The organism is Streptomyces hokutonensis (assembly GCF_000376565.1).
Lineage (GTDB): Bacteria > Actinomycetota > Actinomycetes > Streptomycetales > Streptomycetaceae > Streptomyces > Streptomyces hokutonensis.
The window spans coordinates 25,666-48,367 of record NZ_BARG01000043.1; the positions used below are offsets into that span (position 1 = coordinate 25,666).

27 protein-coding genes are annotated in these 22,702 nt (G+C 70.2%); 2 read left to right on the top strand and 25 right to left on the bottom strand.

Going from position 1 to position 22,702, the window contains the following annotated elements:
- Nucleotides 1-251 precede the first annotated feature (251 nt).
- Together SSP08S_RS61840 and SSP08S_RS61845 are read right to left on the bottom strand one after the other, a co-directional pair.
- Nucleotides 252-518, bottom strand: a complete 267-nt coding sequence (locus SSP08S_RS61840; protein WP_158697201.1) for a hypothetical protein — start codon at nucleotides 516-518, stop codon at nucleotides 252-254.
- A gap of 129 nt (nucleotides 519-647) precedes the next feature.
- Entirely contained in the window at nucleotides 648-821 is a 174-nt protein-coding gene (locus tag SSP08S_RS61845) for a hypothetical protein (RefSeq protein ID WP_158697202.1), read from the bottom strand.
- Between the two features lie 612 nt (nucleotides 822-1,433).
- Here SSP08S_RS61845 and SSP08S_RS64230 point away from each other — a divergent pair.
- The gene (locus tag SSP08S_RS64230) at nucleotides 1,434-1,667 is read left to right on the top strand and encodes a DUF397 domain-containing protein (protein ID WP_051105980.1); all 234 of its coding nucleotides are present in this window, start codon (nucleotides 1,434-1,436) and stop codon (nucleotides 1,665-1,667) included.
- Between the two features lie 251 nt (nucleotides 1,668-1,918).
- Complete coding sequence (locus tag SSP08S_RS25850; protein ID WP_019070536.1) at nucleotides 1,919-2,746, top strand: SAM-dependent methyltransferase; 828 nt, start codon at nucleotides 1,919-1,921, stop codon at nucleotides 2,744-2,746.
- 25 nt (nucleotides 2,747-2,771) lie between these two features.
- On the opposite strand, the gene SSP08S_RS25855 is transcribed toward SSP08S_RS25850, so the two are convergent.
- The 23 genes from SSP08S_RS25855 to SSP08S_RS25970 form a co-directional block, all read right to left on the bottom strand.
- Complete coding sequence (locus SSP08S_RS25855) at nucleotides 2,772-3,755, bottom strand: helix-turn-helix domain-containing protein (protein ID WP_245607950.1); 984 nt, start codon at nucleotides 3,753-3,755, stop codon at nucleotides 2,772-2,774.
- Between the two features lie 414 nt (nucleotides 3,756-4,169).
- Nucleotides 4,170-5,534, bottom strand: coding sequence for an SPDY domain-containing protein (locus tag SSP08S_RS25860; RefSeq protein WP_019070538.1), 1,365 nt, complete (start codon nucleotides 5,532-5,534; stop codon nucleotides 4,170-4,172).
- Nucleotides 5,535-5,600: 66 nt separating this feature from the next.
- Entirely contained in the window at nucleotides 5,601-6,710 is a 1,110-nt protein-coding gene (locus tag SSP08S_RS25865; RefSeq protein WP_019070539.1) for a DnaB-like helicase N-terminal domain-containing protein, read from the bottom strand.
- Nucleotides 6,710-7,978, bottom strand: a complete 1,269-nt coding sequence (locus SSP08S_RS25870) for a DNA cytosine methyltransferase (RefSeq protein WP_026178827.1) — start codon at nucleotides 7,976-7,978, stop codon at nucleotides 6,710-6,712. Before SSP08S_RS25870 ends, SSP08S_RS25865 begins: the two co-directional genes overlap by 1 nt.
- A gap of 5 nt (nucleotides 7,979-7,983) precedes the next feature.
- On the bottom strand, nucleotides 7,984-8,865 hold the full coding sequence (locus SSP08S_RS55875; RefSeq protein WP_026178828.1) for an adenine nucleotide alpha hydrolase family protein: 882 nt from the start codon (nucleotides 8,863-8,865) through the stop codon (nucleotides 7,984-7,986).
- A 110-nt stretch (nucleotides 8,866-8,975) separates the two neighbouring features.
- Entirely contained in the window at nucleotides 8,976-9,488 is a 513-nt protein-coding gene (locus SSP08S_RS59535) for a hypothetical protein (protein ID WP_019070543.1), read from the bottom strand.
- Complete coding sequence (locus SSP08S_RS61850; RefSeq protein WP_158697203.1) at nucleotides 9,485-9,646, bottom strand: hypothetical protein; 162 nt, start codon at nucleotides 9,644-9,646, stop codon at nucleotides 9,485-9,487. The genes SSP08S_RS59535 and SSP08S_RS61850 overlap by 4 nt, the downstream gene beginning before the upstream one ends.
- Before the next feature lie 175 nt (nucleotides 9,647-9,821).
- Entirely contained in the window at nucleotides 9,822-10,535 is a 714-nt protein-coding gene (locus SSP08S_RS25890; RefSeq protein WP_102133420.1) for an SPDY domain-containing protein, read from the bottom strand.
- Nucleotides 10,532-11,251: a hypothetical protein gene (locus SSP08S_RS25895; protein ID WP_019070546.1), complete on the bottom strand. Its 720-nt coding sequence runs from the start codon at nucleotides 11,249-11,251 to the stop codon at nucleotides 10,532-10,534. Before SSP08S_RS25895 ends, SSP08S_RS25890 begins: the two co-directional genes overlap by 4 nt.
- 165 nt (nucleotides 11,252-11,416) lie before the next feature.
- The gene (locus tag SSP08S_RS25900) at nucleotides 11,417-12,181 is read right to left on the bottom strand and encodes a hypothetical protein (RefSeq protein WP_019070547.1); all 765 of its coding nucleotides are present in this window, start codon (nucleotides 12,179-12,181) and stop codon (nucleotides 11,417-11,419) included.
- Nucleotides 12,178-12,648 (bottom strand): hypothetical protein, encoded by a 471-nt coding sequence (locus tag SSP08S_RS55885; RefSeq protein WP_019070548.1) that lies wholly within the window; start codon nucleotides 12,646-12,648, stop codon nucleotides 12,178-12,180. Before SSP08S_RS55885 ends, SSP08S_RS25900 begins: the two co-directional genes overlap by 4 nt.
- 242 nt (nucleotides 12,649-12,890) lie before the next feature.
- Nucleotides 12,891-13,496: a hypothetical protein gene (locus SSP08S_RS63575; protein ID WP_019070549.1), complete on the bottom strand. Its 606-nt coding sequence runs from the start codon at nucleotides 13,494-13,496 to the stop codon at nucleotides 12,891-12,893.
- A 60-nt stretch (nucleotides 13,497-13,556) separates the two neighbouring features.
- Complete coding sequence (locus SSP08S_RS25915; protein WP_019070550.1) at nucleotides 13,557-15,341, bottom strand: type IV secretory system conjugative DNA transfer family protein; 1,785 nt, start codon at nucleotides 15,339-15,341, stop codon at nucleotides 13,557-13,559.
- 33 nt (nucleotides 15,342-15,374) lie between these two features.
- Nucleotides 15,375-16,148, bottom strand: coding sequence for an SPDY domain-containing protein (locus SSP08S_RS25920; RefSeq protein WP_019070551.1), 774 nt, complete (start codon nucleotides 16,146-16,148; stop codon nucleotides 15,375-15,377).
- On the bottom strand, nucleotides 16,145-16,453 hold the full coding sequence (locus tag SSP08S_RS63580; RefSeq protein WP_245607951.1) for a hypothetical protein: 309 nt from the start codon (nucleotides 16,451-16,453) through the stop codon (nucleotides 16,145-16,147). Before SSP08S_RS63580 ends, SSP08S_RS25920 begins: the two co-directional genes overlap by 4 nt.
- A gap of 286 nt (nucleotides 16,454-16,739) precedes the next feature.
- On the bottom strand, nucleotides 16,740-17,567 hold the full coding sequence (locus tag SSP08S_RS25930) for an SPDY domain-containing protein (RefSeq protein WP_019070553.1): 828 nt from the start codon (nucleotides 17,565-17,567) through the stop codon (nucleotides 16,740-16,742).
- 160 nt (nucleotides 17,568-17,727) lie between these two features.
- Nucleotides 17,728-18,528, bottom strand: a complete 801-nt coding sequence (locus SSP08S_RS25940; RefSeq protein WP_019070555.1) for an SPDY domain-containing protein — start codon at nucleotides 18,526-18,528, stop codon at nucleotides 17,728-17,730.
- Nucleotides 18,525-18,908 carry a hypothetical protein gene (locus SSP08S_RS25945; RefSeq protein WP_019070556.1) on the bottom strand — a complete coding sequence of 128 codons (384 nt, stop codon included), beginning with the start codon at nucleotides 18,906-18,908 and terminating at the stop codon, nucleotides 18,525-18,527. Before SSP08S_RS25945 ends, SSP08S_RS25940 begins: the two co-directional genes overlap by 4 nt.
- A gap of 25 nt (nucleotides 18,909-18,933) precedes the next feature.
- The gene (locus SSP08S_RS61155) at nucleotides 18,934-19,158 is read right to left on the bottom strand and encodes a hypothetical protein (RefSeq protein WP_019070557.1); all 225 of its coding nucleotides are present in this window, start codon (nucleotides 19,156-19,158) and stop codon (nucleotides 18,934-18,936) included.
- A complete protein-coding gene (locus SSP08S_RS25955) occupies nucleotides 19,155-19,910 on the bottom strand; it encodes a hypothetical protein (protein ID WP_026178830.1) in 756 nt (251 codons plus the stop codon). The genes SSP08S_RS61155 and SSP08S_RS25955 overlap by 4 nt, the downstream gene beginning before the upstream one ends.
- A 700-nt stretch (nucleotides 19,911-20,610) precedes the next feature.
- Nucleotides 20,611-21,471 carry a hypothetical protein gene (locus tag SSP08S_RS25960; RefSeq protein WP_019070558.1) on the bottom strand — a complete coding sequence of 287 codons (861 nt, stop codon included), beginning with the start codon at nucleotides 21,469-21,471 and terminating at the stop codon, nucleotides 20,611-20,613.
- Nucleotides 21,468-22,247, bottom strand: coding sequence for a tetratricopeptide repeat protein (locus SSP08S_RS25965; protein WP_019070559.1), 780 nt, complete (start codon nucleotides 22,245-22,247; stop codon nucleotides 21,468-21,470). The genes SSP08S_RS25960 and SSP08S_RS25965 overlap by 4 nt, the downstream gene beginning before the upstream one ends.
- A complete protein-coding gene (locus SSP08S_RS25970) occupies nucleotides 22,244-22,681 on the bottom strand; it encodes a hypothetical protein (RefSeq protein WP_019070560.1) in 438 nt (145 codons plus the stop codon). The genes SSP08S_RS25965 and SSP08S_RS25970 overlap by 4 nt, the downstream gene beginning before the upstream one ends.
- Nucleotides 22,682-22,702 lie beyond the last annotated feature (21 nt).

The following is a 22,702-nucleotide window of genomic DNA, read 5'->3' on the forward strand; positions in this document are numbered from 1 at the left end:
ACGGCGGTAGCCGCGGCCATGCATATCGCCTGGAACCAGGGGTTGCGGCCGACGCTCACAATCCGTCGGCGTAACCAATCCGTCCACCCTCCATGGTCTGCCTGATCCTGTTGGCTTTCCGTCATATCTTCCTCTCTCCTTGTCTTGTGTGGAGTCCCGGCCGTGTGGCCGAAACGCATGGGGGAGAGAGCACCGATATACCGGCACGCCACCGGTCAGCATAGGAATCGTGCTGCCTTACGGCAGCCGTTTCACGGGAATTGATGGTAGGCGGGGGCGGAATGTGGCTGCTGTGTCTGCTGGTGTTCGACCGGGTGGTGACGTCGTCCGTGTTCGTCTTCCCACACCTTCAGCAGAACGTGGTGGTCGGCGCCGCAGGCGCGCGCGTACCGGATGGTGAAGCGTCGGCTGGGGAACCGGCTGCCGGAGAATACGGCCGCGATGTACGCGAACCCTGCTCCGGTCTGGGAAGCGAGCCCCTCGGCGGGTAAACCGCTCTGGCGCCAGACCGATTTCATGACCAGGCCGATGTGTGTCGCCTCGGTGAGCGAGGGGCGTGGTGCTCGATGCATGTGGAGACCCAGGGGTGGAGGGGAGCCGACGGCCGGACCGTGGGGCGCCGCGCCGGGCGGCGCCCCCGGCGGACGTCAGTGGAACTGCTTGGCGGAGTGGTGTCCGGCCCGGTGGCCGGCGAGGCGCAGGCCGAGCAGGGCAAGCGATCCTGCGGTCATCAGCCAGTGCCCATGCGGCTGAAGGAACGTCAGGTGGCTGGCCGGTCCGAGCGCGAGCTGCAGGTACTCACCGAGACATGGCTCGCACACACGGGCGAGGAGAGTGGCGCGGGGTCGGGCATGGCGCGGTTTGCGGCGTCGTCGCCAAGGGGAAAGGCCCACTGCGGTCTCCTGAAGGGAGTCGTGGACACGGGCCCCGGCGGAGGATCCCAAATCACTACTGCCGGGGCCTGGTGCCGCCCGGCTTCTGTAGCCGAGCGCGAACGACGCTAAGCGGAACGTAATCGGACGTCTTGCGATTCTCCGTTCTGGCGTGCGCACTCGCCTGCCCCCACCGTTCTGGAATCTGTCTCTTGCGGCGGCGGTGTCGGTGTGGGTGTTCGACCGCGGAGGGAAGGCCGGAGGTCGCAGGCTCCCGCGTCTGTGCAGATGGGGATCGCTTAGGTCTCGAAGGCGGCGGACGTGGGCGGGGGCGTGTTCGGATATGCCGTTCACGACCGGGGCGCGCTCGCGAGGTGGTCCGACTGTGAGATAAACGCGCCGACTACTTCCACGCATTTGCACACGCCCCAACGCCCGAAACAAGACATTGTCGCCTCAAGCGTGCATACGTGGCGCGACGGCGGCGATCCTCCTGACGTCGGCCCGAAATGCAATTGCATTCGGGCAACGGGGTGTTCGTTCACCGCAGGAGGTCGTTCGGTGGAGAAACCGACGAACGGGTTCAGTCCCCTCGCAGGCAGCGCCGGACGGGTCGGAACCCAGTGGCGGAAGAGTTCGTACAGCAATCCGCAAGGGACGTGTGTGGAAGTGGCGGAGCCGCGCGGCCCACAGGTCTGGTTCCGTGACTCGAAGACGGGCGACGGGCCGGTGATCACGGTGTCCAGGCGGTCGGCGGCCGTTTTCACCTCTGCCGTGGCGTGCGGCGAGGTGTGATCCGCTGACCGAAAAGATCCCCGTCCGCTGATGTGTGCATCCGCAAGGAAGCACATGCGGCGGCGGTTGACCCTTACCTGCCTGCGGAATACATGGTTCCGTGGGCAGGGTCGGTACCGGAGATGACCCTCAGACGAAAAAGGTCATTCAGTGCTGGACATCTCCGGTGACCGGTCAGTAAGTATGAGCACAATGCAAGTGCATCCCGCCGTTGACGTGGGCGGACGGGTTCTGGATGTCGGGAGGGGTCTATGGGGGAGCAGTCCGAGCCCGGGCAGGGCAAGGACATGGATTTAGGGCAGGACGCGCCGCACAGTGCGCGGATGTACGACTACTTCCTCGGCGGGAAGACCAACTACGCCGTGGATCGCGAAGCGGCTGAGGCCGTGACCCGTCTCTTTCCGGCGGTGGGGACTGCGGCCCGGGTCAACCGGGCCTTCATGCACCGCGCGGTGCGCACTCTCGCGGAGCTGGGGGTGCGGCAGTTCATCGATGTGGGGACCGGGATACCGACGTCTCCGAACCTGCACGAGGTGGTCCAGGCGGTCGCCCCGGAGAGCCGCGTGGCGTATGTGGACAATGACCCGATCGTGCTCGTGTACGCCGACGAACTCCTCGACGGGAGTGCCGAGGGCGAGACCTGCTATGTGCAGGGAGACGCCGCCAGACCCGACGAGGTCATCGCTGCGGTGAAGAGCAGGGACGTCATCGACTTCGAGGAGCCAGTGGCGCTCAGCCTGAATGCCCTGCTGCACTTCATGCCGGGCGAAGAAGAGCCCTACCGGATCGTCGGTCGGCTTCTCGGTGAACTCGTCCCGGGCTCCTATCTGAGCGTGTCGCACGCCACGGGCGATTTCGCGCCGGAGACCATGCAGGCCATCGTCGACACCTACACAGCGCGCGGGACCCCCGTCCAGGTGCGCACCAGGGCGGACGTCGAGCGGCTCTTCGACGGGTTGGAGATGGTCGATCCAGGGCTGGTCGTCGCACACCGGTGGCGGCCCGAGCCCGGGAGCGGGCCAGGGGTGGTCAGCGACGCCCAGGCAAACCTGTACGCCGGCGTGGGCCGCAAGCTGTAGAAGTGAGCCGGCGGCCCGTCCGGACTCAGCGACGGTAGCTGTGCACAAGGATGTCGCTGATCTTGCGGGCCGTCTGGCGGGGAACCAGCGAGGCGACCCGCAGGGCGTCGAACGCCTTGACCCGGATGTCCACGTCCTTCTCGTCCTGGATGATCAGACCCCCGTCGAACCCCTCGGCGTAGACGAGGGTGGGCAGGATGCCCTCGAAGTCGAAGATCGTCGTCGGTCCCAGATCGACCGGCAGGTCGTAGCGACCAAGTTCGGCGAGTCGGAACACGAAGCGCGGGTCGTCGGACAGGTTGAGCAGATGCTCCAACTGCTCGCACATGACGGCCTTGGAGCCGACGGGCCGCCGCAGGCTGACCTCATCGATGATCACGATCAGGCGCTTGCCCTCGGTGACAGCAGAGAAACGCGCCTTGCGCTCCTCACGCAGTTCCGCGAGGGCGTCGCGTTCCTTCAGAGTGCCTGGGCCGCGGTCGATGACCGCTCGCGAGTAAGCCCGCGTCTGCAGCAGCCCGTGGAGCTGAAGCGGTTCGTACGCCCTGATCCTGGACGCCATGTCCTCGAAACTGACCACGGCCTGCACGAATTGGGGGGCCGCCCACGACCACGGCTGCCACCACGTCGGCTCGTTGGCCGCTGCTGCCACCTCCAGCATCCGCTCCTGCTCGGCCGGATCGGTGATGTTGTACAGCCTGAAGAAATTCGCCAGATCGTGTGCTTTGAACTGGTGATGCCCGCTCTCGATCCGGCTGACCTTCGATGAAGAGCCGGGCAGACCACAGGCCGCCTCCTGCTGGTTGATCCCGAGGCCGGTCCGCTGCCGGCGCAGTGTATTGCCCAAGATCATCCGCTGTGCGGACGGTGCGGCCTCATTGCGCAGGTACCGCACCCTGCGGCCGGCTCCCAGGGAGTCCCCGGCGCCCGGTTCCCCGGCCGATGCCAACTGCTGGACCACTTTTGCTCCTCGACCACTGTGAACGGAGGTGATGCTGTCGGCGCCCATGCTGCACGAGCAGGCCGATTCCGTAGACGGAATCGTAAAAAAGTCCAATATCGTTGGTGTGTGTGGCTGGACCACCACCTTTGGTGCCGGTCTCGTAAGAGGTAGTGGAGGATGCTGCGGGCGCACAACGTGGCACGGTATGGCGCGCGGTGGCGTTCTGAAGTAGGGCCCGCGCATCTCGCCAGTTCTGATCAACGGCCGGCCACGATCCGGCGGAGAGGCACTGAACCGTCCTGTACCGAGAGAACGGCTCTGTCCTGCAAGCGGGTACATGGTGGGAGCGCCTCTGGAGTCGTCGCCGACAGGTTCGTTTCGCGGTCGCTCACTAGGGTTCGGTCGAGGTGCCGCGCACGGCGCAAGCCTGGTTGCCTCTCCTGCCCGCGAGCACGCGCGGCGTCCGGGTCGGTTGCGGTCTCAACGGCCGGGTGCGCGCGTGCTGTTGGCCGCGAGAGCCGGGTTGACGGTACCGATGTCGCGTGCGGCGTGACGCTGCGGGTGAGGCTGACGTGCTCCCACTCCGTTGGCGAGGGTCTCGGAGATGTCGGCCAGGAGCGAACTCGGGGTGTGGTGGGATGCGGTGAGGGTCCAGGCGGGTCGGTCGGGGCCGGGGCCAGCCCAGATGGTCCAGGTGGCCAGGTTCTGGGTGGGGTGCTGGGCGGTGAAGGCGTCGAACTGGACGCCCGCGTCGCCGGCGGGGGACGTCCAGCGGATCCATCGGCCGTCCACGGTGTGCTTCCACCAGGCGTCGCTGAGGGGCTGCGTGGCGGAGGTCACCGTTTTCTCGTCCACCGACGTGCCGATACTCGTGTCCCAGCCGCCGCCGTCTGCGAGGTGGTCCAGCAGCTCCTGCACCACCGGGGCGGGGGTGGCGCCGGTCGCGGTGAGGACCCACATCCGGTCGGAGACGGGCGTCTCGTAGGCGGCCACGGTCCACGCAGTCTCGTGGGCGGGGGTCTCGTGGATGCGCTCGATGCGCAGGGTCTGGGACTCGTGGATGACGTGCGTGGTCTCGTCGGACCAGGTGCGCCACTTCTCCCACTCGCCGTCTGCGTCGAGGAACGCGTCGAGGAGAGCGTCGTGGTCGCCGGCGTCGGCTGCGTAAGCCGGAACGGTCTCCGGCTCCTGGCGAGCCGATTCAGGCTTGGCTTCGGTGACGGCGAGGGGGGTGCGGGCTTCAGCGGCAGAGCGTTCGGTGTCGGTCAGGGGTGCCGGGCCGGGGCGCATGTCGGCGGCGTGGACTTTCTCGAAGGCGACCAGGGCTTGGGCGGGTGAGTCAAAGGTGTCGGCGATCTGGCGCAGGTGGTCCTCGCCGTGGAAGTAGACGGACTTGCCGTTGCGGCCGAGGTAGGTGCCGACCGCGACGGTGGTGTGGCCGTCGTGGGCGTGGGCGTGGATGAGGAGTTGGCCGTGGCGGATGTCGTCGTGGATCTTCTGTGCCTCGTTGGAGACCTCGCGGATCTCGCTGCGGGTGCACCAGGGCATCGGGTAGCTGGCCCAGGTCCATTCCTCGTCTATGGCTTCCTGGAGTCGAGGGGCGATCTCGACGCTTGTGCCCTCGGCGGCCAGGTGCGTGGCTGCGTCCTTGGCCCAGTAGGGCTCCTCATGGTCGATGCGGACTAGGACCAGGACGTTCTCGGCGACGACGGTCCAGTCGGCCGCCTCCAGGCCCATGTGGGCGATGCGGGCCTGGGAACCCGTCAGAACGGCAATGACAGCGCTGGGATGAGTGGGGTGGGTGTCGAGGCGGACATGAGCGTCGATGGGCGGTACGGGGGTCACGTTGCGGTGTCGTCTCCTGTGCCGGTGGCCGCGCTCTGGGGTCTGGCCACCGGTGCATGCGGGGTGCTATCGGGTTGTCCGTGCGGCGGGTGATGCCGTGGTGGTCGGCGGGCCGGCGCGGGTGGTGGGTGCGGGACGCGGTCGCGGCGGCGGGAGCGGTGCGGTGGCGTGCTGCCAGCGGGTGCGGACGGCGCCGATGTCGGCGAGGGATCGGCGGGCGCCGACGACGAGTTGGAAGGGTGTGTTCGCCGGGTCGTCGGCGTACGCCTCGATCTGGCGGCCGGCGTGGTCGGCGGTGGCCAGGAGGGCGCGCTGCAGGGCGCGTTCGCCCCAGTGCTCGACGGAAGCGGCTGGTTCGGCCAGCAGACGGAGGACTTCGCCCGGTTCGCTGCCGCTGTCCAGCAGACCGCGCTGCTGGGCTTCCCACAGGACGGTGACGGGGTCGACGGGCTCCTGGCGGCGAGTGAGGGCGGTGAGGCATTGCCACAGTCCGGCGTGGAGGGGCTGGGTGAAGTCCTCGGGGATCAGCCACCGGGCGGACTCGATGGCGGCGGGGTGGGCGGTGGCGGTTGCGAGCAGCACCTGCTCCTCCTCCAACGCCTCGGCGTAGTCGGGTGCGGGAGGAGACGGCGGTGCCGGGGTACGCGGCAGGACACCCCCGCGTGGAGGGAACCGGGCCGCGATGTCGTCCACGACTCTGGCGAGTGCCTCGGCCTCGTCGAGCACTGTCCGGACGGGGTGCGGGAGCGAGGCGTCGTGGACGGTCTGGACGAGGTGTTCGGCGGCTCCGTGCAGTCGGCGGCGGGCGTGCTCCGCCTCGACCATCCGCGCGTAGGCCGGTGCGTGGCGGGACCAGGGGCAGACCTGAATGAGCGTGTGGAGGTACGAGGCGGTCAGCGCGCGTGCCTCCTTGCGGCTCGCGGCGAGCACGCGGTCGAGCCATTTGGTGTTCTTCGCGTGCTGGGCCGGATCGGGCGGGGGCAGGGTGCTGATGGCGGCGAACAGGGCGGCGTGCGCGGCGGTGGAGAACGAGTCGGCGGAGATGCCGCTCACGTCGCCAAGACGGTGCGGATCGAGGAGGAGGGCGCCGAGGAGGGCCTGCTCGATGTGGAACACCGGCTGCGGTGGTGGGATTGCGTCGAGATCGTCTTCGTCGGATTCGGGGGCGCGGGACATCAGGCGGTCAGAGTGAAGTCGTTGGGGTTGAAGGGCCTGTCGTCGAGCTGGGGGGCCAGCAGGCGCGCGGCCAGCAGTGGCGGGACGGCGTTGCCGATCTGGGAGAACTGCTGGCCTTTGTTGCCCTGCCATGGGTAGTCGGCGGGGAAGGTCTGCAGCATGCCGGCCTCGCGCGCGGTGATCCTGATCGGCGGCGGCGCCGTACCCGACTCCCCGTCCTTGGCACCGTCAGAGGGTTCGGCGACCCAGGTGCACTCGTTGGCCCGGTGGCCGAAGAACAGGGTGCCGGCGGGCTCGTCGGCCCGCCGCACGGTGGCGTTGGTCTGGTTGTTGCTGCGCAGCGACCACGACCAGCGGTGCGCCTCGGCGGTGAACGTGGGGGCCGGAGCATCTGCGGGGCGGTTTTTACCGGGCCGGTCGGCCCAGCCGGAGCCCTCCCGGCGGGAGGCCAGGACGAGTTCGGCGCTGGGGTGGGGTGTCCAGGTGCCGCGGTCGCGGGCGTCGGTCAGGGTCTTGCGCGAGCCGGAGGGGAAAGGCTCGGGACCGCCTCCCGGTCCGCCGCCCGCGCACACGGTGGGCACGGGACGGTCGGTGGCACCCCAGCCCAGGGCTTCGGCCATGGACACCCACCGTTCACGCCCGGGGCCGAACAGCGACTCCGGCTCGGCGGACTGCGCGTTGGTGGGCGGCGGGGGTTCGGCGGTGCGGGTGCGGGAGGCGAGCAGGATCGCCCGCTTCCTCGTCTGGGGGACGCCGTAGTCGGCGGCGTTGAGGATGCCGGTCCACACGGAGAATCCCCAGGTCCTCAGGATCGCCGCGTACTGCCGCCACAGGGGCAGGACGTCGGGGACTTCCTCCATGAGCACCCATTCGGGCTCGCCCGCCAGGTTCAGGGCGTGCAGGTAGCGCATGGGCTCGGCGGCGAGGAGCGAGCGTGCGTCCGCGCACGCGCCGAGCAGCCGCTCACGGGTGTCGCGTCCGGCGGCGAGGTCGGCGACGGCCTGATGGACGAGGGGCTGGTCGACCAGGCCGAGGCGCTTGCCCGCCATGCTCCATGCCTGACATGGAGGAGAGGCGATCAGCCCGAGGATCCGGCCGGAGAAGATCCGTGCCGGATAGGCGGCGACGTCGGTCCGGATCGTCAACTGCCCGGCCCGGGCACGGGTCTTGCAGGCCCACTCGTCCCACTCCAGGCCGACATCCCGCGCGCCGAGGACGCTGAGCGCGTGACTCCAGCCGCCGGGCCCGGCGAACAGGTCGAGGATGATCCGCCTCACGAGGCCAGTCCGAAGCCGTCCCGCACCGGCTCGGCCTCCGGCTGGGCGCCGCGGCAGGCCCACGGGGAGCAGCCGTCCACCACCCCGTCCTCCAGCTCTTGGATCGCGGGAGCCTGGTCACCGAGTTCCTGCTGGCGGGCGGCCCACTCGGCGGCCGTGACGTGGTCGATGGGGGCCTGGTCGAGCGGGACGCGAGAGCGGTGCAGGAACGCCTGCCCCAGCAGGGGGTTCCCGGACGCGTTCGCGCGGGCGTTGCCCTGGCGGATGGCCGCGTCGAAGGCGACCACGTCCTGCCATTCCTGCGGACTCGTGTCCCGGATGGTGCGCCACTGCGCGTTGCCGTGAAAGGGACAGCCCAGGCAGGAAGATTTCGGCGTGTCCGCCAGACCGATGGACGTGAGATACCGGATGCAGTCCGAGCGCGACCAGTCGAGGTCTATCAGGGGATGACGGTTGCGCATGTACCGGACGTCGGCGTCCTTGGCCCGATGGAATTCATCAGTAGAGATACCTACCCACTGCTCGACGAAGATGCTCTTCGGGATGCGCTGCGGATAGGGATATCCGAGAAGTTCCCGGACCTTCTTCTTGATCGGCTTTATCTTGTATTCCCCGGTGCACTGTCGCCTGGTCATGCCTTGTTTCCCGTCCTCGTTGAGGACGTAGAGAGGCATGGATGCGAACCGATGGCCGGGGTCGAGAGCATCGTCTCGGATATTCCCGGAGGTGACACGCAGAACGGGTATCCCGGCGGGAGTGGCGATTTCTCGTACGAGGCGGTCGAGATGTGAGTAGACCGCGCGGGGCTCCCAGCCGGTATCGGCGAAAATGGCGTAGTCGGCCTTCGGGAGAATTCCTTGCGCGGACAGGGCGAGCAGGGTGCTGGATTGGACTCCGGCACCTAGCGAGAGGATTTTCAGGGTGGGGGCGGTCATGGAATTCCGTGGGTGAGGGCGTGGTGATGCCGCGCGGGGTGTGGGTTGCGGGGTCAGCGGGATCGGCCGGCGGTGGCTTTGGGCAGGGCCGCTGCCGGCCGCGCCGTGGTGAGTGCGGGGGCCTTCGGCCAGCCGAATGAGGCGGCGAGATCGCTGCAGCCTTCGGGGGTGAGGTGGACCCGCTCGTTGTGGAGCCACTGCGGGAATTTCTCGCGGTCCACAAGGCGGCGGGCTTCCAGGGCGCGAATGGTGCTGATGCTCACGCGGAGGTTCTCGTGGCGGACGAAGGGCTTGTTGCGGTCGATCGTCACGTCGCCCCGCGCGACGGCGCGCAGCGCGACATCCTGAGCGGCGGTGAGGACAGGTGGCTGGTAGAGCGGCGGGAAGCCCCGGCGAGAGCGCTCGGTGACGAACAGCTCAGCGGTCGCCAGCGCGTCGTCGGCCCCGAGCGCGGTCAGATGCGTGACGAGGGTGACGCGCCTGCCGGCCTCCCACCGGGCCTGGTGGTCGGTCAGTGCGACCAGCCGCGAACCGTCGATCTCGACGGGAAGTCCGGCGCGCGTCATGTCGAGGATTTCGGCGCCGTCCAGGAGAGGTCGGCTGCGCCTGCGGCCAGTTGGGCCATCTGGCGGACGCGCGCGTACACGGAGCGGATCGCGGGGCTGTGGTACATCATCCGCTGGGCGTTGAGGGTGTCCACGATGTCCAGCGCCGATCGGGCCAACTGCCTTGCGGAGGCGGCCTGTTGGGTGAGGCCGGCTGCGGTGCGGGTGCCGCCCAGCGGGTGCCGTAGGAGTGTGTCGTTGTGCCGGGTGAAGTCGGCGCCCAGGAGCAGGAGTTGTTCGGCGGGGGCGGTGGATGCGGTGTTCGGGGTCAGCGCGGAGCCGTTTCGGTCGGGGTCAGCGGCGGCGTGCGGCGCGGTCGAGCTGGGCGAGGGCGTGATGGACGTGTGGATTCACCGGGGCGTCGCGGACGGGGGTGATCAGGGCGCTGTTCGCGTGCCGCGTGATGACGGGCACATCGGCGTACGCCCGCTCCACGGCCAAGGGCGTGGCCAGAGCGTCGAAGAAATTGCGGACGAGCGCCTCGGGTGCGTCCTGCGTGAACGTGGCCAGCGGCGCGTCTTCGCAGTAGAGGTGCTCGACCCGCCAGGAGATGTCCTCGCCGGGTGTGTGGTGCAGTCGGCAGTACCGGTCGGGTGAGGTGAGGACGTCACCGTGGGCGGACCAGTCGTGCAGCGCGGCGAGTTGGTCCAGGGGCATGTCCGTGATCGGGATGCGGTCGGCGTGACGGGCATCGCCGAGCAGCTGGGGCAGCGCCTGGGTGACGGCGGCGACGGCCTCCAGGGGCGCGTCCCTGCTGAACATCACTTCCCAGAACGGCTCATGGTGGGCGACGGTGACCCACCGGCCAAGGGGGTGCAGCGGGTTGAAGTCGAGGAACAGACTGGCGTCGGGACTGTCGATCCTGATGTGCCCGGTGTCGGCGTCGTGTTCGTGGCGCCAGCCGAAGAGGTGGATGAGCGGTCCGATCACGTCGGCGATCCGGTCACCGGCGCCGGCCATGTACCGGGGCGACACCATGACCCGGTCGTCGGGTATATACGGGTTCACCGGCTTACCCCCTGCCTCGCCGCGGACTTGGGCGGCGTTGCCGCTGTGGCTGCCGGCGCGGCGTGCGGGCGTGGGTGGGCCACGGTGCGCTGGCCCAGCTCGGTGACGGTGATCTTCTGGCCGTTGTACAGCGACGTGCTGGTGTCGGCGGTGACCATTCCGTGCCTGGCCAGGGCCCGGTAGGTGGCGATGGACACGCGGACGCCGTCGCTGGTCGCTACGCGTGTGACGCCCGCCCCGCGCTGGAGACTCTCATACAGTCGGCCGCCGCCCACGAGAGACGCGAGGGCGTCGTACTGGGGGTGGGTGAGAGCGGGCGCGGTTGTCTGCTGAGCGGATGCCGCCTGGTGGTTCTGTGCGGATGCCAGGTCATCGGTGATGCCGTGGGCCAGGTAGCGGCATCCGATCGCGCTCAGGTCGAGTTGGTGAGTGGCATCGTCGAGGTGACCGGTCATCTGCGGAGTCGCCTCGGCATGCCGTGCGGCCCGTACCGCCTGGTCGTCGGCCGGAGTGGGACCGTCGGCGTCCTGCTGGCCCTCGTAGGGGTTGGCGAGTAGTGCGTGGGCGATGTCGGTGCCGGCGAGCGACGAGGAGGACACGATCGAGGCCAGCAGATTCAGGCTGGCGCGGCTGCCGGCGATGTCGGTGTACGCGCTGTTGTCGAGCGTGGTCAGTCGGGCTACGGCGGTGGCCGTGAGGTCCTGCGCCTTGATCAAGAGGGGGCTGATGCGACATAGCGCGTCCGTGCCGGGGGTGTAGGAGACGTCGCGTACGCGTGCGCGGAGGGCTTCGAAGTCACCTGCGAGGGCGCGGAGTTGGCGGACGAATTCCTTGAGGTCGAGTGGGGGTGCGGAGATGGGGTGGGCTCCTGGGGCGGCGGTTCAGTGGCTTCGGGCTGTTGCCTGCGTGGCGGTGGGGCTCGGGCGGGGCGTCGTACGGGGGGCGCTGCCGGGCTCGGTCAGGGGTAGTCCGAGGACGGAGGCGAGGGCGGTGATGCCTGCCGGTGTGAGGCGCACGCGGTCCTGGGCCGGGCCGCCGGCGTAGGCGGCGCGCGCGGAGTGCGGGGTCCGTTCGGCGAGGTCCTTCGACTCCAGGGCCCGCAGCGTGCTCATGAGGACCTTGGGCTCCCGGGAACGCGTGAAGTCCCGGCCCAGGGAGCTGCTGGCCACGACGTGACCGCAGGCGATCTGCGCCAGGGCGGTGCGCTGGGCGGCGGTGAGCCGTTCATCCGGTGCCAGGGCGGTCGACCCGTGACGTCGCCTGCTCTCTGCGGCGAGAGCCGCGGCGCAGCCGACCGCGGCTTCGGGAGCCAGCGCGGTCAGTTCACGGGCAGCCTGGATGCCGTGGTCGGCGGACGCGGTGCTGAGGAAGGCGAGCTGCTTCAGCCGCACCACGGTCTCCGTCAACTCCGTGCTCTCGTAGAGCCGTTCACCCTGGATGGCCTTGACGGCGACGCGAGTCTCAGACGCCAGGCGCTGTGCGGAGACGACGTGGACCTCCGGCTCGGGCGCGGTCGCGGTGAGCAGGACGATGTCGAGCGAGTCGTTGTGCCGGGTGTAGAGATCGGCGAGGTGGAGCAGCCGCTCGACGGGCGTCAGCGGTGGCGGCACGTCGAACAACAGGGTGTCGGCGGGCAGCGTGCTCATGCGCTGCGCCTCACGGTCGCAGCGCGTCGGGGTACGGCGGCGGCCGTGCTCGGCGTTGGGGGACGGCGCGGTCCGTCAAGGCAGGCGCGGGCCGCTTCCAGGGCTTGGCCGGCGTCGTCGAGATGGACACGCAGTCGACGGTGAAGGTCGATCGCGTCGAGCTGCCCCTGGAGGGAGGCTGGCGCGGGCCGGGCGAACGAGACGAGCGGGGCGAGGGCCTGTGTGTAGTGGGCGACGGCACGTCCGAGGTGACCGGCCGTCAGGCCCAGCACCTCGGCCGACGGACGGGCCGGCGCATCGGGATTCGCGGGCAGGAGGCGGTACTCGGAGTCGGCTGCCGTACGGGCGACGAGGTGACACAGCAGGTCGACGTGCCGGATCGCGGTGAACAGGCCATGACCGTCCGGGGTGATGCGGTGATCGGGGATGTCGGCGGCGACGGAGTCCAGTGCCTCGCTCAGCTCCATGTCGTCCAGGTCGACGGGCTCATAGGTGTGAATGGGCGCCTCCGTAGGCGAGTTGAGTCGGGAGAGGGACGCGTGAGCTGGATCTGTGTCTCGGGTCCCCAGGGGTATTTGGAGCACGACGTGTCGGCGGCTGGTGGTACTGGCCTGCCCGGTCGCCGGCGAGATGGAGCTGTGGGCCCGGCGTGGTGCCGGGGGCGACGGTGATCAGTGCGGGACTGCCGTACGGCACGGGATGGGAGACGTCAGTGCCGGGCGTGGGGCGTGCTGGCCGTGGCGGGTGGAGGAGGGGTACTCGGTGGGATGGTGAGCGGTGGGCCCGCGATCACGGTGCTGGGGTGGGCGGCGACGGGGGCGGCGAGAGAGCGGTCGATGTGCTGCTGGTCCTCGTTGCGGACGGCGGCGGAGGCCAGACGCCGCGAGAGCCGCTGGGCCAGTGCCTGGTAGGTCGTGGCCGCACGATCCATTTCGACGCAGGCCCGTCGAAGGTGGTTGCGGCTGGTGCTGGGGGTGGGGTCGGCGCCCCCGTACAGCAGGATTTCCGTGCGGCTGCTGATGGCGATGGTGCACAGGGCGGAGGCGAGGGACACCTGCGCGCAGGCTTCCGCGAGATGGGCGACGTTCTCCCGGCCGTACGTCATGGCGGCGTACTGGCTGCTGGACAGGTCGTGGAGCTGCCTCGTGCACGTGATCGCCAGCTCGTGCAGACGCAGGACAGGGGGCGCGAGTTGATCGATGGGGGCGAGGATCTCCTCCTCCCGGACCCGTTCCACTTCCTCGGTCAGGGTCTCCAGTGTGCGAGCCACCTGGCCGAGGAGGCGGGTCTGCTCGGCCAGGTCGACTATCTGCAATGCGAACTCCAATAGAAGCGAGGGGACACCACGCGCTCTCGACGAGTGCGCGGGCGGGTGTTAGGCGGCCGTGCCGTAGTCGCCCTGGCGGGGGGTGTGCTTGGCGACGGCACGGGCGGTGATGGCCTGGGAGGCACGGGCGGAGGCGGCGGCGAGTTCGTCGGCGCCGGGCTCCGCGTACCAGGGGCGCAGGTCGAGCATCGCGGCGCGCAGGCCGGTGGCGAAGACGAGGGCGGTGCCCTTGGGCAGGGCGCGGATCGCGTCCGCGGGCAGGATCCGTTCCTGCCGCATCGACACGGAGGTCGACTTCCCCGACTCGGAGGTGGAGGTCGAGGTGGTTTCCACGTCGTGGTCGCCGATGAGGCGGGAGAGCTTGTCGGCGAAATCGGGGTCGTCGATGCCGGAGCCGATCACCTTGACGGTCGAGGCGGACCACAGGGCGTCCATGCCCGTGTCGCCCCAGACCTTCTGGCCCTGCCGGTAGGACTGCAGGATCGTGATCGGGATGATCCCGCGCGAGCCCAAGTGGCTGTACAGGTCGGGGAGATCGGAGATCTTGCAGACGTTGGCGGCCTCGTCGAGGATCGCGAGCATCGGCGGGTCGAGGCGCCCGCCGGCGCGTTCGGCCTGGGCGGTCGCGGCCCGCATCACGGAGTCCGCGCACGCGGCGATCAGCGCCGAGGCGCCGCCTCCGCCGTCCTTCGACAGCAGATACAGGGTGTCGGTGGAGGTGACGAACTGCGTGGGCCGGAACTCCGGGACGTCCTTCTGCGGCGTGATCCAGGCGGCGATCTCGGAGTTGAGGAGGGCCGCGGCGTACTGGCGGGCGGTCTCGTAGATCCCGTCGCGGGTTTCGGGCGGCCCTTCGACGGTGCCCTTGAGCTGCGCGGCAACCGCGGTGAAACCGTGGTCGCGCAGGATGTCCAGCGGGGTGCGGTCGGCGGGGAACGCCAGCCACTGCATCACGTCGATGATCGGGCGTTCGTCGAGCGCGGCGGCGAGAAAAAGCTGGCTGAGGATGTTGGATCCGGCCTTGGACCAGAAATCGCCCTGCTGACTCGCGTCCACCGAGGCGGCGAGGAAGTGGCCGGCCAGTCTTCCGGCTCCGTCGAGGGTTTTGGCGTCGGCCAAGGGGTTCCACCACATCGCGCGTGCGACATGCGCGATCTGCTGCGGGTCCATCGACCACACCTGTCCGACGCGGGAGCGGGCGTCATGGCTGGCGGTGAAGGCATCCCCGGCGGCCTTGTTCGAGGTCAGCAGGACCGGACCGGGGGCGTTGAGGATGGATGGGATCGCGAGGCTGGTGGTCTTCCCGGACCGGGGAGCCATGATCGCGACGGCGACGTCCTCGTATCCCATCCTCACCTCATGGCGAGTGCCCTGGAGGGTGCCGAGGAGGATGCCGGTGTCGGCGGCGTCGATGTGCTTGGTGTTCTTCAGGCTCGGGCGCAGGGAGCGGGCCTTGGCGGTGATCGCCTTGGCCATCAGGGGTTCGACGTCCCTGGCCTTGGCCATACCGGTGATCTTCTTACGGTTGCCGCCGCGGTTCTTGTGCCGGGCCCACAGGAGGCCGGCTGTGGCGCCGAGGGTGAGGAGGACGGTGGCCGGGACGATGCGCGTGCCGATCAGGAGGGATGTTTCTCCGGCCGCGGGCCAGAGCTGATCGGGGTGCAGGAGGGCGGCGGCCGGCTGGTAGGGCGCCCAGGTGCCTCCGGTGAGGCGGGCGGTGATGTTGCCGGACAGCCAGGCGAGGTGGGAGAGGGGGACGACGACGGCCAGGACACCCAGCAGGAGCCGGAAGGCGAGATCGTAGCCGTCGTTGTTGCTGGAGGAAGGAGTCAAGGGCGCGGTGTGCTTCGGTGCGGGGACGGGGGGTCAGCGGCTGCGGCCGGGGCCGGGTGGCTGCCCGGGCGGGGCGCTCGGCGGTGAGGCGGGCGGAGCGTGGCGGGCGCTGAGTGTGTGCACACGGTCGTCCAGGGCGAAGGCGACCAGAGCTGCGCGCATGCCGACCTGGGTGCGGGTGACGAGGCGGGGGTTGAGCGTTGGCGGGCGCCATGTGTCGATGACGCGCGCGACCGGAGTGGGGTCGGTCAGCGACGCGGTGAACGCGGCGATCAGGCGGGAGGGCGTGTGTTCGCTGAAGTGGGCGTGCCACACGATCCGGGAGCCGTTGACCATGACGGTGGCGAACCAGACACTGGCCTCGTCGGGGCGTTGGAGGAACGCGGTGCCGTCCGGCGAGACCAGCCCGTTGCGAGTACCGGCGGGGGTCCAGTTGGCCTGCCGGAGTACGTCGTAGGGGTCCGGCGCCGTAGCCGTGTCCGCTGCTGGGTCGGTGAGTGCGTCGGTGACGGCTGCGATGAACTCAACGGGGGTACGGGCTCCGAAACTCGCATACCAGGCCGGTGTTGCCGGTTCGGGGGCGTGGTGGAGGGTCCACCACTGGGCGTCGGGGTCGGGCTCCAGGCGCAGCAGCGCTGTCTGGTCGGGGCTGGTGAGCACGACGTCGGGTGTCAGCGGTTCGTGTTCCAGGCTCCAGCCGCAGGCGCGGTGGAGGGGAACGGTGATCCACGTGGGATCGCCGCCGCCGGCCAGGTGGCGCGGCGCGACATAGTCGACCACGATCCTCTCGTCGGGGAACCTGCTCACCTGCGCACCTCGACCGTCCGGCCGGCGGCAGGCGCCGGTGTACGCGGCGGGGGTGCCAGAGGCGAAGGGGCGTGCCGGGCGGCGGAGTTGATGTCGCCGATGACGTGGCCGTGGGTGGCCCAGTCGTCGAGATAGCTCCAGCACTCGGCGTGGTGCTCGGCGAGGGCGTCATCGAAAGCCGGTGTGCCGGGCGTGGCGTCGGCGGCGAGGGCGTCGCGGGTGCGCAGCCATTGTTCGTGCAGGGCGTCGAGTTGATCGAGCGCGGTGTGCAGGACGCCGAGCCGGTAGCCCCAGTGAGACTGCACCGAGCCAGGCGGCAGGCGGGGCAACTGCACGCCGGCGGTGGCCAACAGATGGCGGGCGCCGGCGCCTAGGGTCTCGAACGCGGCGGCGGTGTCGGCGTCGCGCTGACTCTGGCGCAGCCCGTAGGCGTGGTCGTCGTGGGGCCAGCCGTCGAGGTCGGTGTGCTCGTCGGAGTAGAGGTCCCAGGCGTCGTGGATCTTCTCGCTGTCGCGGAGGAAGACATCGAGGTGGTGCAGGAAGTCGCGGTGAACGAGATGGTCGAAGGAGATCGGGTGGATCCTTTCGGGATCAGCGGCGCGGGGCCGGAAGAGGGGCCGGAGCCGGTGGCGGGGCTGCCGCTGTCCTGGGGGCCGGTTGCTGTCGGCGTGCGGCGCGTGCTTGTACGCGGATCGCGTCGAGTCGGCTGGTGTGCGCCGCGACGACCTGCTGCGGCGTGAGCTGGCTGGGCTGTTTGACGGCGCTGTAATGGGCGGTGCGGTCGTACATGCCGCGCTGGAGCGGGGCCGGGTCGGCGAGGACGGCGACGAACGCGTCGACCAGGTGGAGGGGCGTGTGGCTGCCGAACGAGGCACGCCAGAGGTGGCGGCCCCAGTGAGTGCCGTGTCCGGGCTCGCACACCTCGATGGTCCAGAACCTGACGCTGTGACCGTCGACGAATTGGCGTTCGGCGTGACACATGCCGTCGGGCGAGTGCGCCGTGTCCACCGTGTCGGTGGTCCAGTTCGCCGAGTGCAGCGTACGGAAGGGGTCGCTCTCCTCGGTCGGCTGTGGGGCGAGAAGGGCGTCGGTCATTGCGGTGAGGAGTTCGGCGGGCACGAGTTCGCCGAATGCCGCGTTCCAGCCGGGCTCGGTGCCGGTGGGTTTGGCCCGCAGCGTCCACCAGGTGGAGGTGGCGGACTGCGGGTCGAACTGGAGGTTGTAGCGGTGGTCGGGGCTGGTGAGGATGATCTCGGGGCTGAGCACATCGGAGGTGCGCTGCCATCCGGCGGCGGCCAGGCCGTGGGTGACGTGGCGTCCGTCGCCGGGACCGGCGAGGTGGCGGGGGCTGGTGTCGAAGGGGAGCCGCCAGAGGTGAGTGTCGGCGAAGGCCGCGAGCTGCTTCTCGCTTACCGGCATCGGCCGTCCTTCCGGGCGCTCGGCGACGTGTCCAGGTACAGAGGGTGCGCGGGGCTCTCGCGCACGGCATCGGCGCGACGGAAGAGGTTGTCGCCGGCGGTGTGGACGGCCTCGGGGGTGCGTGCGGGCACAGGACTCCTGAGAGGTCGGCGGGGGAGGGTCAGCGGCGGGCGCGGTTGCCGCCGGCTGGGGTGTAGGAGCGTGTTGCGGTCCGTGGTCGGCCGGTGTTCCAGGTGCGCGCCCAGGTCGCGGCGCGGGCGGCGGTGATCCGGGTCTGCTGCCAGGCACTGAGCTGGGAGGGCAGCACGGACACGGACGTGGTCCGGATCTTGGGGTGGTGGGGGACCCGTCCGCGCGGGCGCATCACCGGTTGTGGGCTGGCCAGTTCGGCGGCGAAGGCTTGGACGAGATGCATCGGGGTGGTGGGAGCGAGCTGGGCGCTCCAGCCGATGCCGCGGGGGTCGCCTCCGCCGGCCCACCACAGCGCGTCGCCCGTCGCGTCCTGGCGAAAGTGCATCCACGCCGATCCGTCGGTGCTCGTGGCGGTGTAGTGCCGGCCCTCGGGCTGCAGATGCCAGTGCTGTTCCATCAGCGGTGCCCACACGTTGGGGGCGTGGGCGGAAGGCGGCTGGGTCAGCAGGTCGGTGAGCCCGGCAACGATTTCCACGGGGGTCTGTTGGCCGAGTGTGGCCCACCATTCGTCCTGGTGACCTCGTGCTGCGCCGTGGATGGCCCATCCGCCCGGCTGGACGTAGGGGTCGTAGGAGACGCGGACCGTGCGGTCCGGGCTCTCCAGCACCAGCGGGCCGTCCTTCTTGGACCGGTCACGCCACCCGGAGGCGCGCAGGTACTCCGAGACGTGCCGGATGTCGCCGCCGCCGGCGAGAGCACGCGGCTCGATGAGGTAGTGCTGTTCAGGCTGTTCGCCCGGGCCCCAGCCGGCCCACCGCTTGGTCTTCACCGGTGCCGCCGCACGACGAGCGGGGCGGGAGCGGGCGGCTTCGCCGCCGGGGTTGTGGGCTGTTGGCTGACGTGGTGCAGGGTTGCGCGGTGTTCGTCGAGGTCGAGGCCGATGTCGTTGAGCTCGTTCGCCGCGCGGCCCAGATCGAGGCAGATCTCTGCGGGCAGCCGCCCGTACTCGGCCTGGGCCTTGGCGAACTGACTGCCGGCGATCATGAGGCTGGTGATGCCGCCGAGGACGCCCTCGTCGGGATCGAGGATGCGGGCGAGGACGAACGTGGCTTCGTCGGACGGTAGTTGGGCGAGGCGTTCGGTGAGCCGGCCGAGCTGACGGGTGATCTCGTCGGCCAACCGAACCGGATCCGGGGCGGGGTGGGTCATGCTCCTCCAGAGCGCGGTGACGGGCTCAGTCGTGATGGCGGTGGCCGGTTCGGCGGGCCTCGGCGAGCACGGTCTCGGGCCGTGCGCCGGCCAGGGGCACGGTGTGGCCGGAGTCGAGGGGGATGCAGGCGCGCTGGAGGATGCCGGCCGCCTCCCGGGTGCCGCCGAGGGCGAGGACCAGCCCGGTGCGCAGGTCCTTGGTGATGGTGATGTACTCCAGCACCGAGAAGTCGGGCTCGCTCTGTCTCATCGCGTCCTGGCCGCCGAGGCCCGGGGTACGGCTGGGGCAGGCGCGGTGGGCTGTGTGGCGGCGGGGGCGATCCGGCCCGAGGGATGCTGGAGTGCGAGGGCGATGCCGTGGGCCTCCAGCTGCTGGCCTGCCGCGCGGACGGCGCGGGCCTGGACGGTGGTGTCGTCGCCGCTGAGACGGTAGATCCCGGTCTGCTGGTCGGCGACGAAGCCGTGGGTGGCCAGGACGTCCGCGGCGGTGGTGCCCGCAGGGACGGCGGCAAGGCTGCCGTCGCTCTGCCAGGTCAGCACGACCCGGTCGGGCTGGGACGGCTCGATCTGGGCTGCGGCGTTGTGGCGGACCTGGGCGAGCGCGGTCTCGTATCGGGCCAGCAGGTCACCGGCGACCTGCTCGGCCCCCAGGAACGGATCGTCCGTCAGAGCGATGCCATTGGGTTCGCGCACGCCGTGGTACGCCTGGTCGGGCAGATCATGTGGGGCGACGGCGGCGATGAGGAAGCCCTCGCGTTCGCCCGGCCGGTCCAGGACGGCGAGCTGGGCGCCGTCCGGGCGGGACAGGACCGCCGCCTGCCGCAGTGGCTGCTCGGCCAGAGCGGCGGCGACGAGGTCCAAGTCCCATACGCGGTCGGTGAGTTCGGCGAGGTCGTCCTTGTCGTCGGACGGGTGATAGGTGCTGCTCCAGTCGCCGGGGAGTTCGCCGGCGAGGACGTCGGCGTACGAGGCGAGGCGCTCGGGGTCGTGGTGGGGGTGCATGGTGTCCTTGGCGGGGGTGGTGGTCAGCGGCGGAGGCCGGTCGCCACCGGAGGCGGTGGCGGCACCGGCACCGCTGCACGCGGCGGGGGCGGGCAGGCGCACACGGCGGAGCGTTCGCGTTCGTCGGCGGGCACCTCTGCGGTGCAGGTGCTGCGGCCGGGGTGCGGGGCGTGCCGGTCGGCGAGGCCGTTGCGGGTGTGGATGAGGTCGGTGCGGATGACGTGCAGATGCTCGTCGGCGAGATGGCGCAGCCGGCGGGCGGTGTATGAGTCGGCTCGGTCGCCGCTCGATCGCGGCGAGGATCCCGTCGTACGGGGCGGTCAGTTCGGTGAGGGCGTCGGCGGCGTCCTCGGTGGTGGTGGCCTGCTGCAGGCGCTCGGCAAGGTGGGCGACCGGTGCCCCCAGCGGCGGGTAACGGGCCGGGCGGGCGTCGGTGTCGAAGTCCTCGGCGCAGTCGACGTGGTAGCCGGCGGACTTGAGCTGCGCGACGGCTAGGGTGGCGAGCTGCTTCTCGGTGTCCCAGTCCCGGCCGGTGGGAGCACGATGGTAGGTCTCGTGGAGGCGGACCACGGGTACGAAGCCCGCACGCTCCAGGATGCTGTGGGCCTCACTGTCGCCGCCGCGGGCAAGGATCTCCTCGGAGTGCGGATCGCGGTGGACGGTCAGGAAGCGGTCGGCCGACGGCAAAGAAGCGTTTCTCCTACGGTGCGTGGCGGACGGAGGGCCGGACGGCGGGCGGTGCAGGGGCGACAGTCGTCCGCAGGCCCGGCTGTGTGGCGAGTCGGCCGGCCATCGTGTCGAGGTCCTCCTGGACCGTGCGGAGGCGGTCGGCGATCAGCTCCAGCCGGTGCGAGTTGTCCGCGTCAACCGGGCTCGTCGCCTGGCAGGCGAGGCGGTGTGCGGAGTTCTCGATCAGCCCCCGTACGGTGGCCAGCGGTCCCACCCGTTCATCAGCCAACTGCGCAAGGAGCATGGCGAGTTGGGTCGACGCGGTCGGCGGACGGCGGGCGCGGTCGGGGCCGTCGGACGTTGCTACCGGGATGAGGCGCAGGTCCTGCTCGATGCGCCGGGCCTCGTCGTTCAGACGTCGCGGGAGATCGGCGGCCAGGTGCTGCCACTCCCCGTCGAGACGGATGAGGTTGGCGATCAGATCGAGGCGGCCGGGCTTGGCCTGGACGGCGATCCAGCGGCAGCTGTTCGCGTCCCCCGGGATCTCGATCCCGGCGGCGCGGACGAAACGGTGAGCGATCTCGGCCCACTCCGCACCACTGAGGTCACGGTCGCCCGGGTGGAGCCGGACATCGAGGTGGGCGATCGCATGCCGGTCGCCGCGCGGGCTCGCGGCAAACGGGTTCTCGAAGATCGGGTCTTCGAGGTGGTCGGCCCACTCGACGGAGCTCCACGTCGCAGACTCCTCGTCCAGGGTGTAGGAGTCCAGGGCCGGCCAGTAGGCGACGATCGTGTACTCGGTCAGGCCCTCCTCCGGCCTCACGGCTCTGCCGAGGGCCTCGCTGAGCGCGTCTTTCGCGCTCATGGTGCGTTCGTTGACGCGGGGAATCACGTAGGTGTCCCTCCGGGGATGAGGGAGTGGTGGTGAAGGTCGCGGGCGGTCGCGGTCAGGGACCGCTCGCGTACGAGATCGGCGTGGACTGCGGTGTCGCCCGGCGGCAGAAGGTCCAGGGCGCGGTCGATGGCCGCGAGTGACGCGTCGTAGCGGCCGAGGCGGCGCAGCGCGCCGGCCCGGCGGAAGGCGACGATCGGGTCCGTGCCGGAGTCGAAGGGCGGCCGGGTGCTGAGGTCGAGGAGCCGCTGCGCACCCTGGTCCAGGTCGAGGCCGAGCCACAGTCCGTGCAGCAGAGCGTGGAGGGTCTTGGCGTGATCGCCGGCCTCGTCGAGGACCTCGTCCATCACGGCCAGTCCCTCGGGGCGGGACTGGCCCAGCAGAGAGAAGGCGTACAGGGCCCGGCTGTAGCAGTCCAGCGACTGGCGATCTCGCTCCAGGAGCCGCTCGGCGACCGAGTGGAGGGTGGCGCAGCGGAGGTCGTAGCGAAGAGCGCTCAGGTACAGATGTCGGTAGGTGCGGGCGGTGACCGGGTCGGGTTCAGCAATGGTGACCTGGCCGGGATGCAGCAGGACCAGGACGCTGTTCCCGGTGGCGCGCGCGGTCCATGCGGCGTCGGCGCACATGGCGGCCGACTCCCGCCAGTCGGCGTCGAGTTCGCGTAGGTCGCTCGCCAGCCGCATCGGCCACAGCGGGTCCGAGATGTTCTCGGTGGCACGGGTGCGAGCCCGCAGCAGGGCGAGGGCTCGGCCGGGGCGGCGGATGGGCAGACTCACCGGCCGCCCCTCGCGTCGGCGACGTGGACGAGCTGGCCCAGGGCGGTGATGGTGTACCAGCCGCAGTCGATGAGCGCGTCGGCTCCGGCGTGCTTGGGCAGGAGGTGGTCCTCCATGGCGCGCAGGTGGATCAGGCAGTCCGGGCAGTGGCGCGCGAGGTGCACGAGATAGCGGGGGTGGGCCGTGATGTAGCTCTGGGCGCCGCCGGTTGCGTCGCGCAGCCGCCATCCGTCCTCGTCGGTCGGGGTGTGCCACGAGGGGGCGACGACGCGCATCGCATCCCCCCACAGTTCACTGCCGGCCACGCCTTTGAGGATGACGACCTGGTCACCGGCCCGGAAGTGGGCGTGGGTGATGTCCCGGACGTGGGTGAGCGGGTCGGGCGTTGGGGCGAAGGCCGGCGTCGGCCGAGGAGTTGAGGAGGACGGGAACATGCAGGACCTTCCACACGGGCG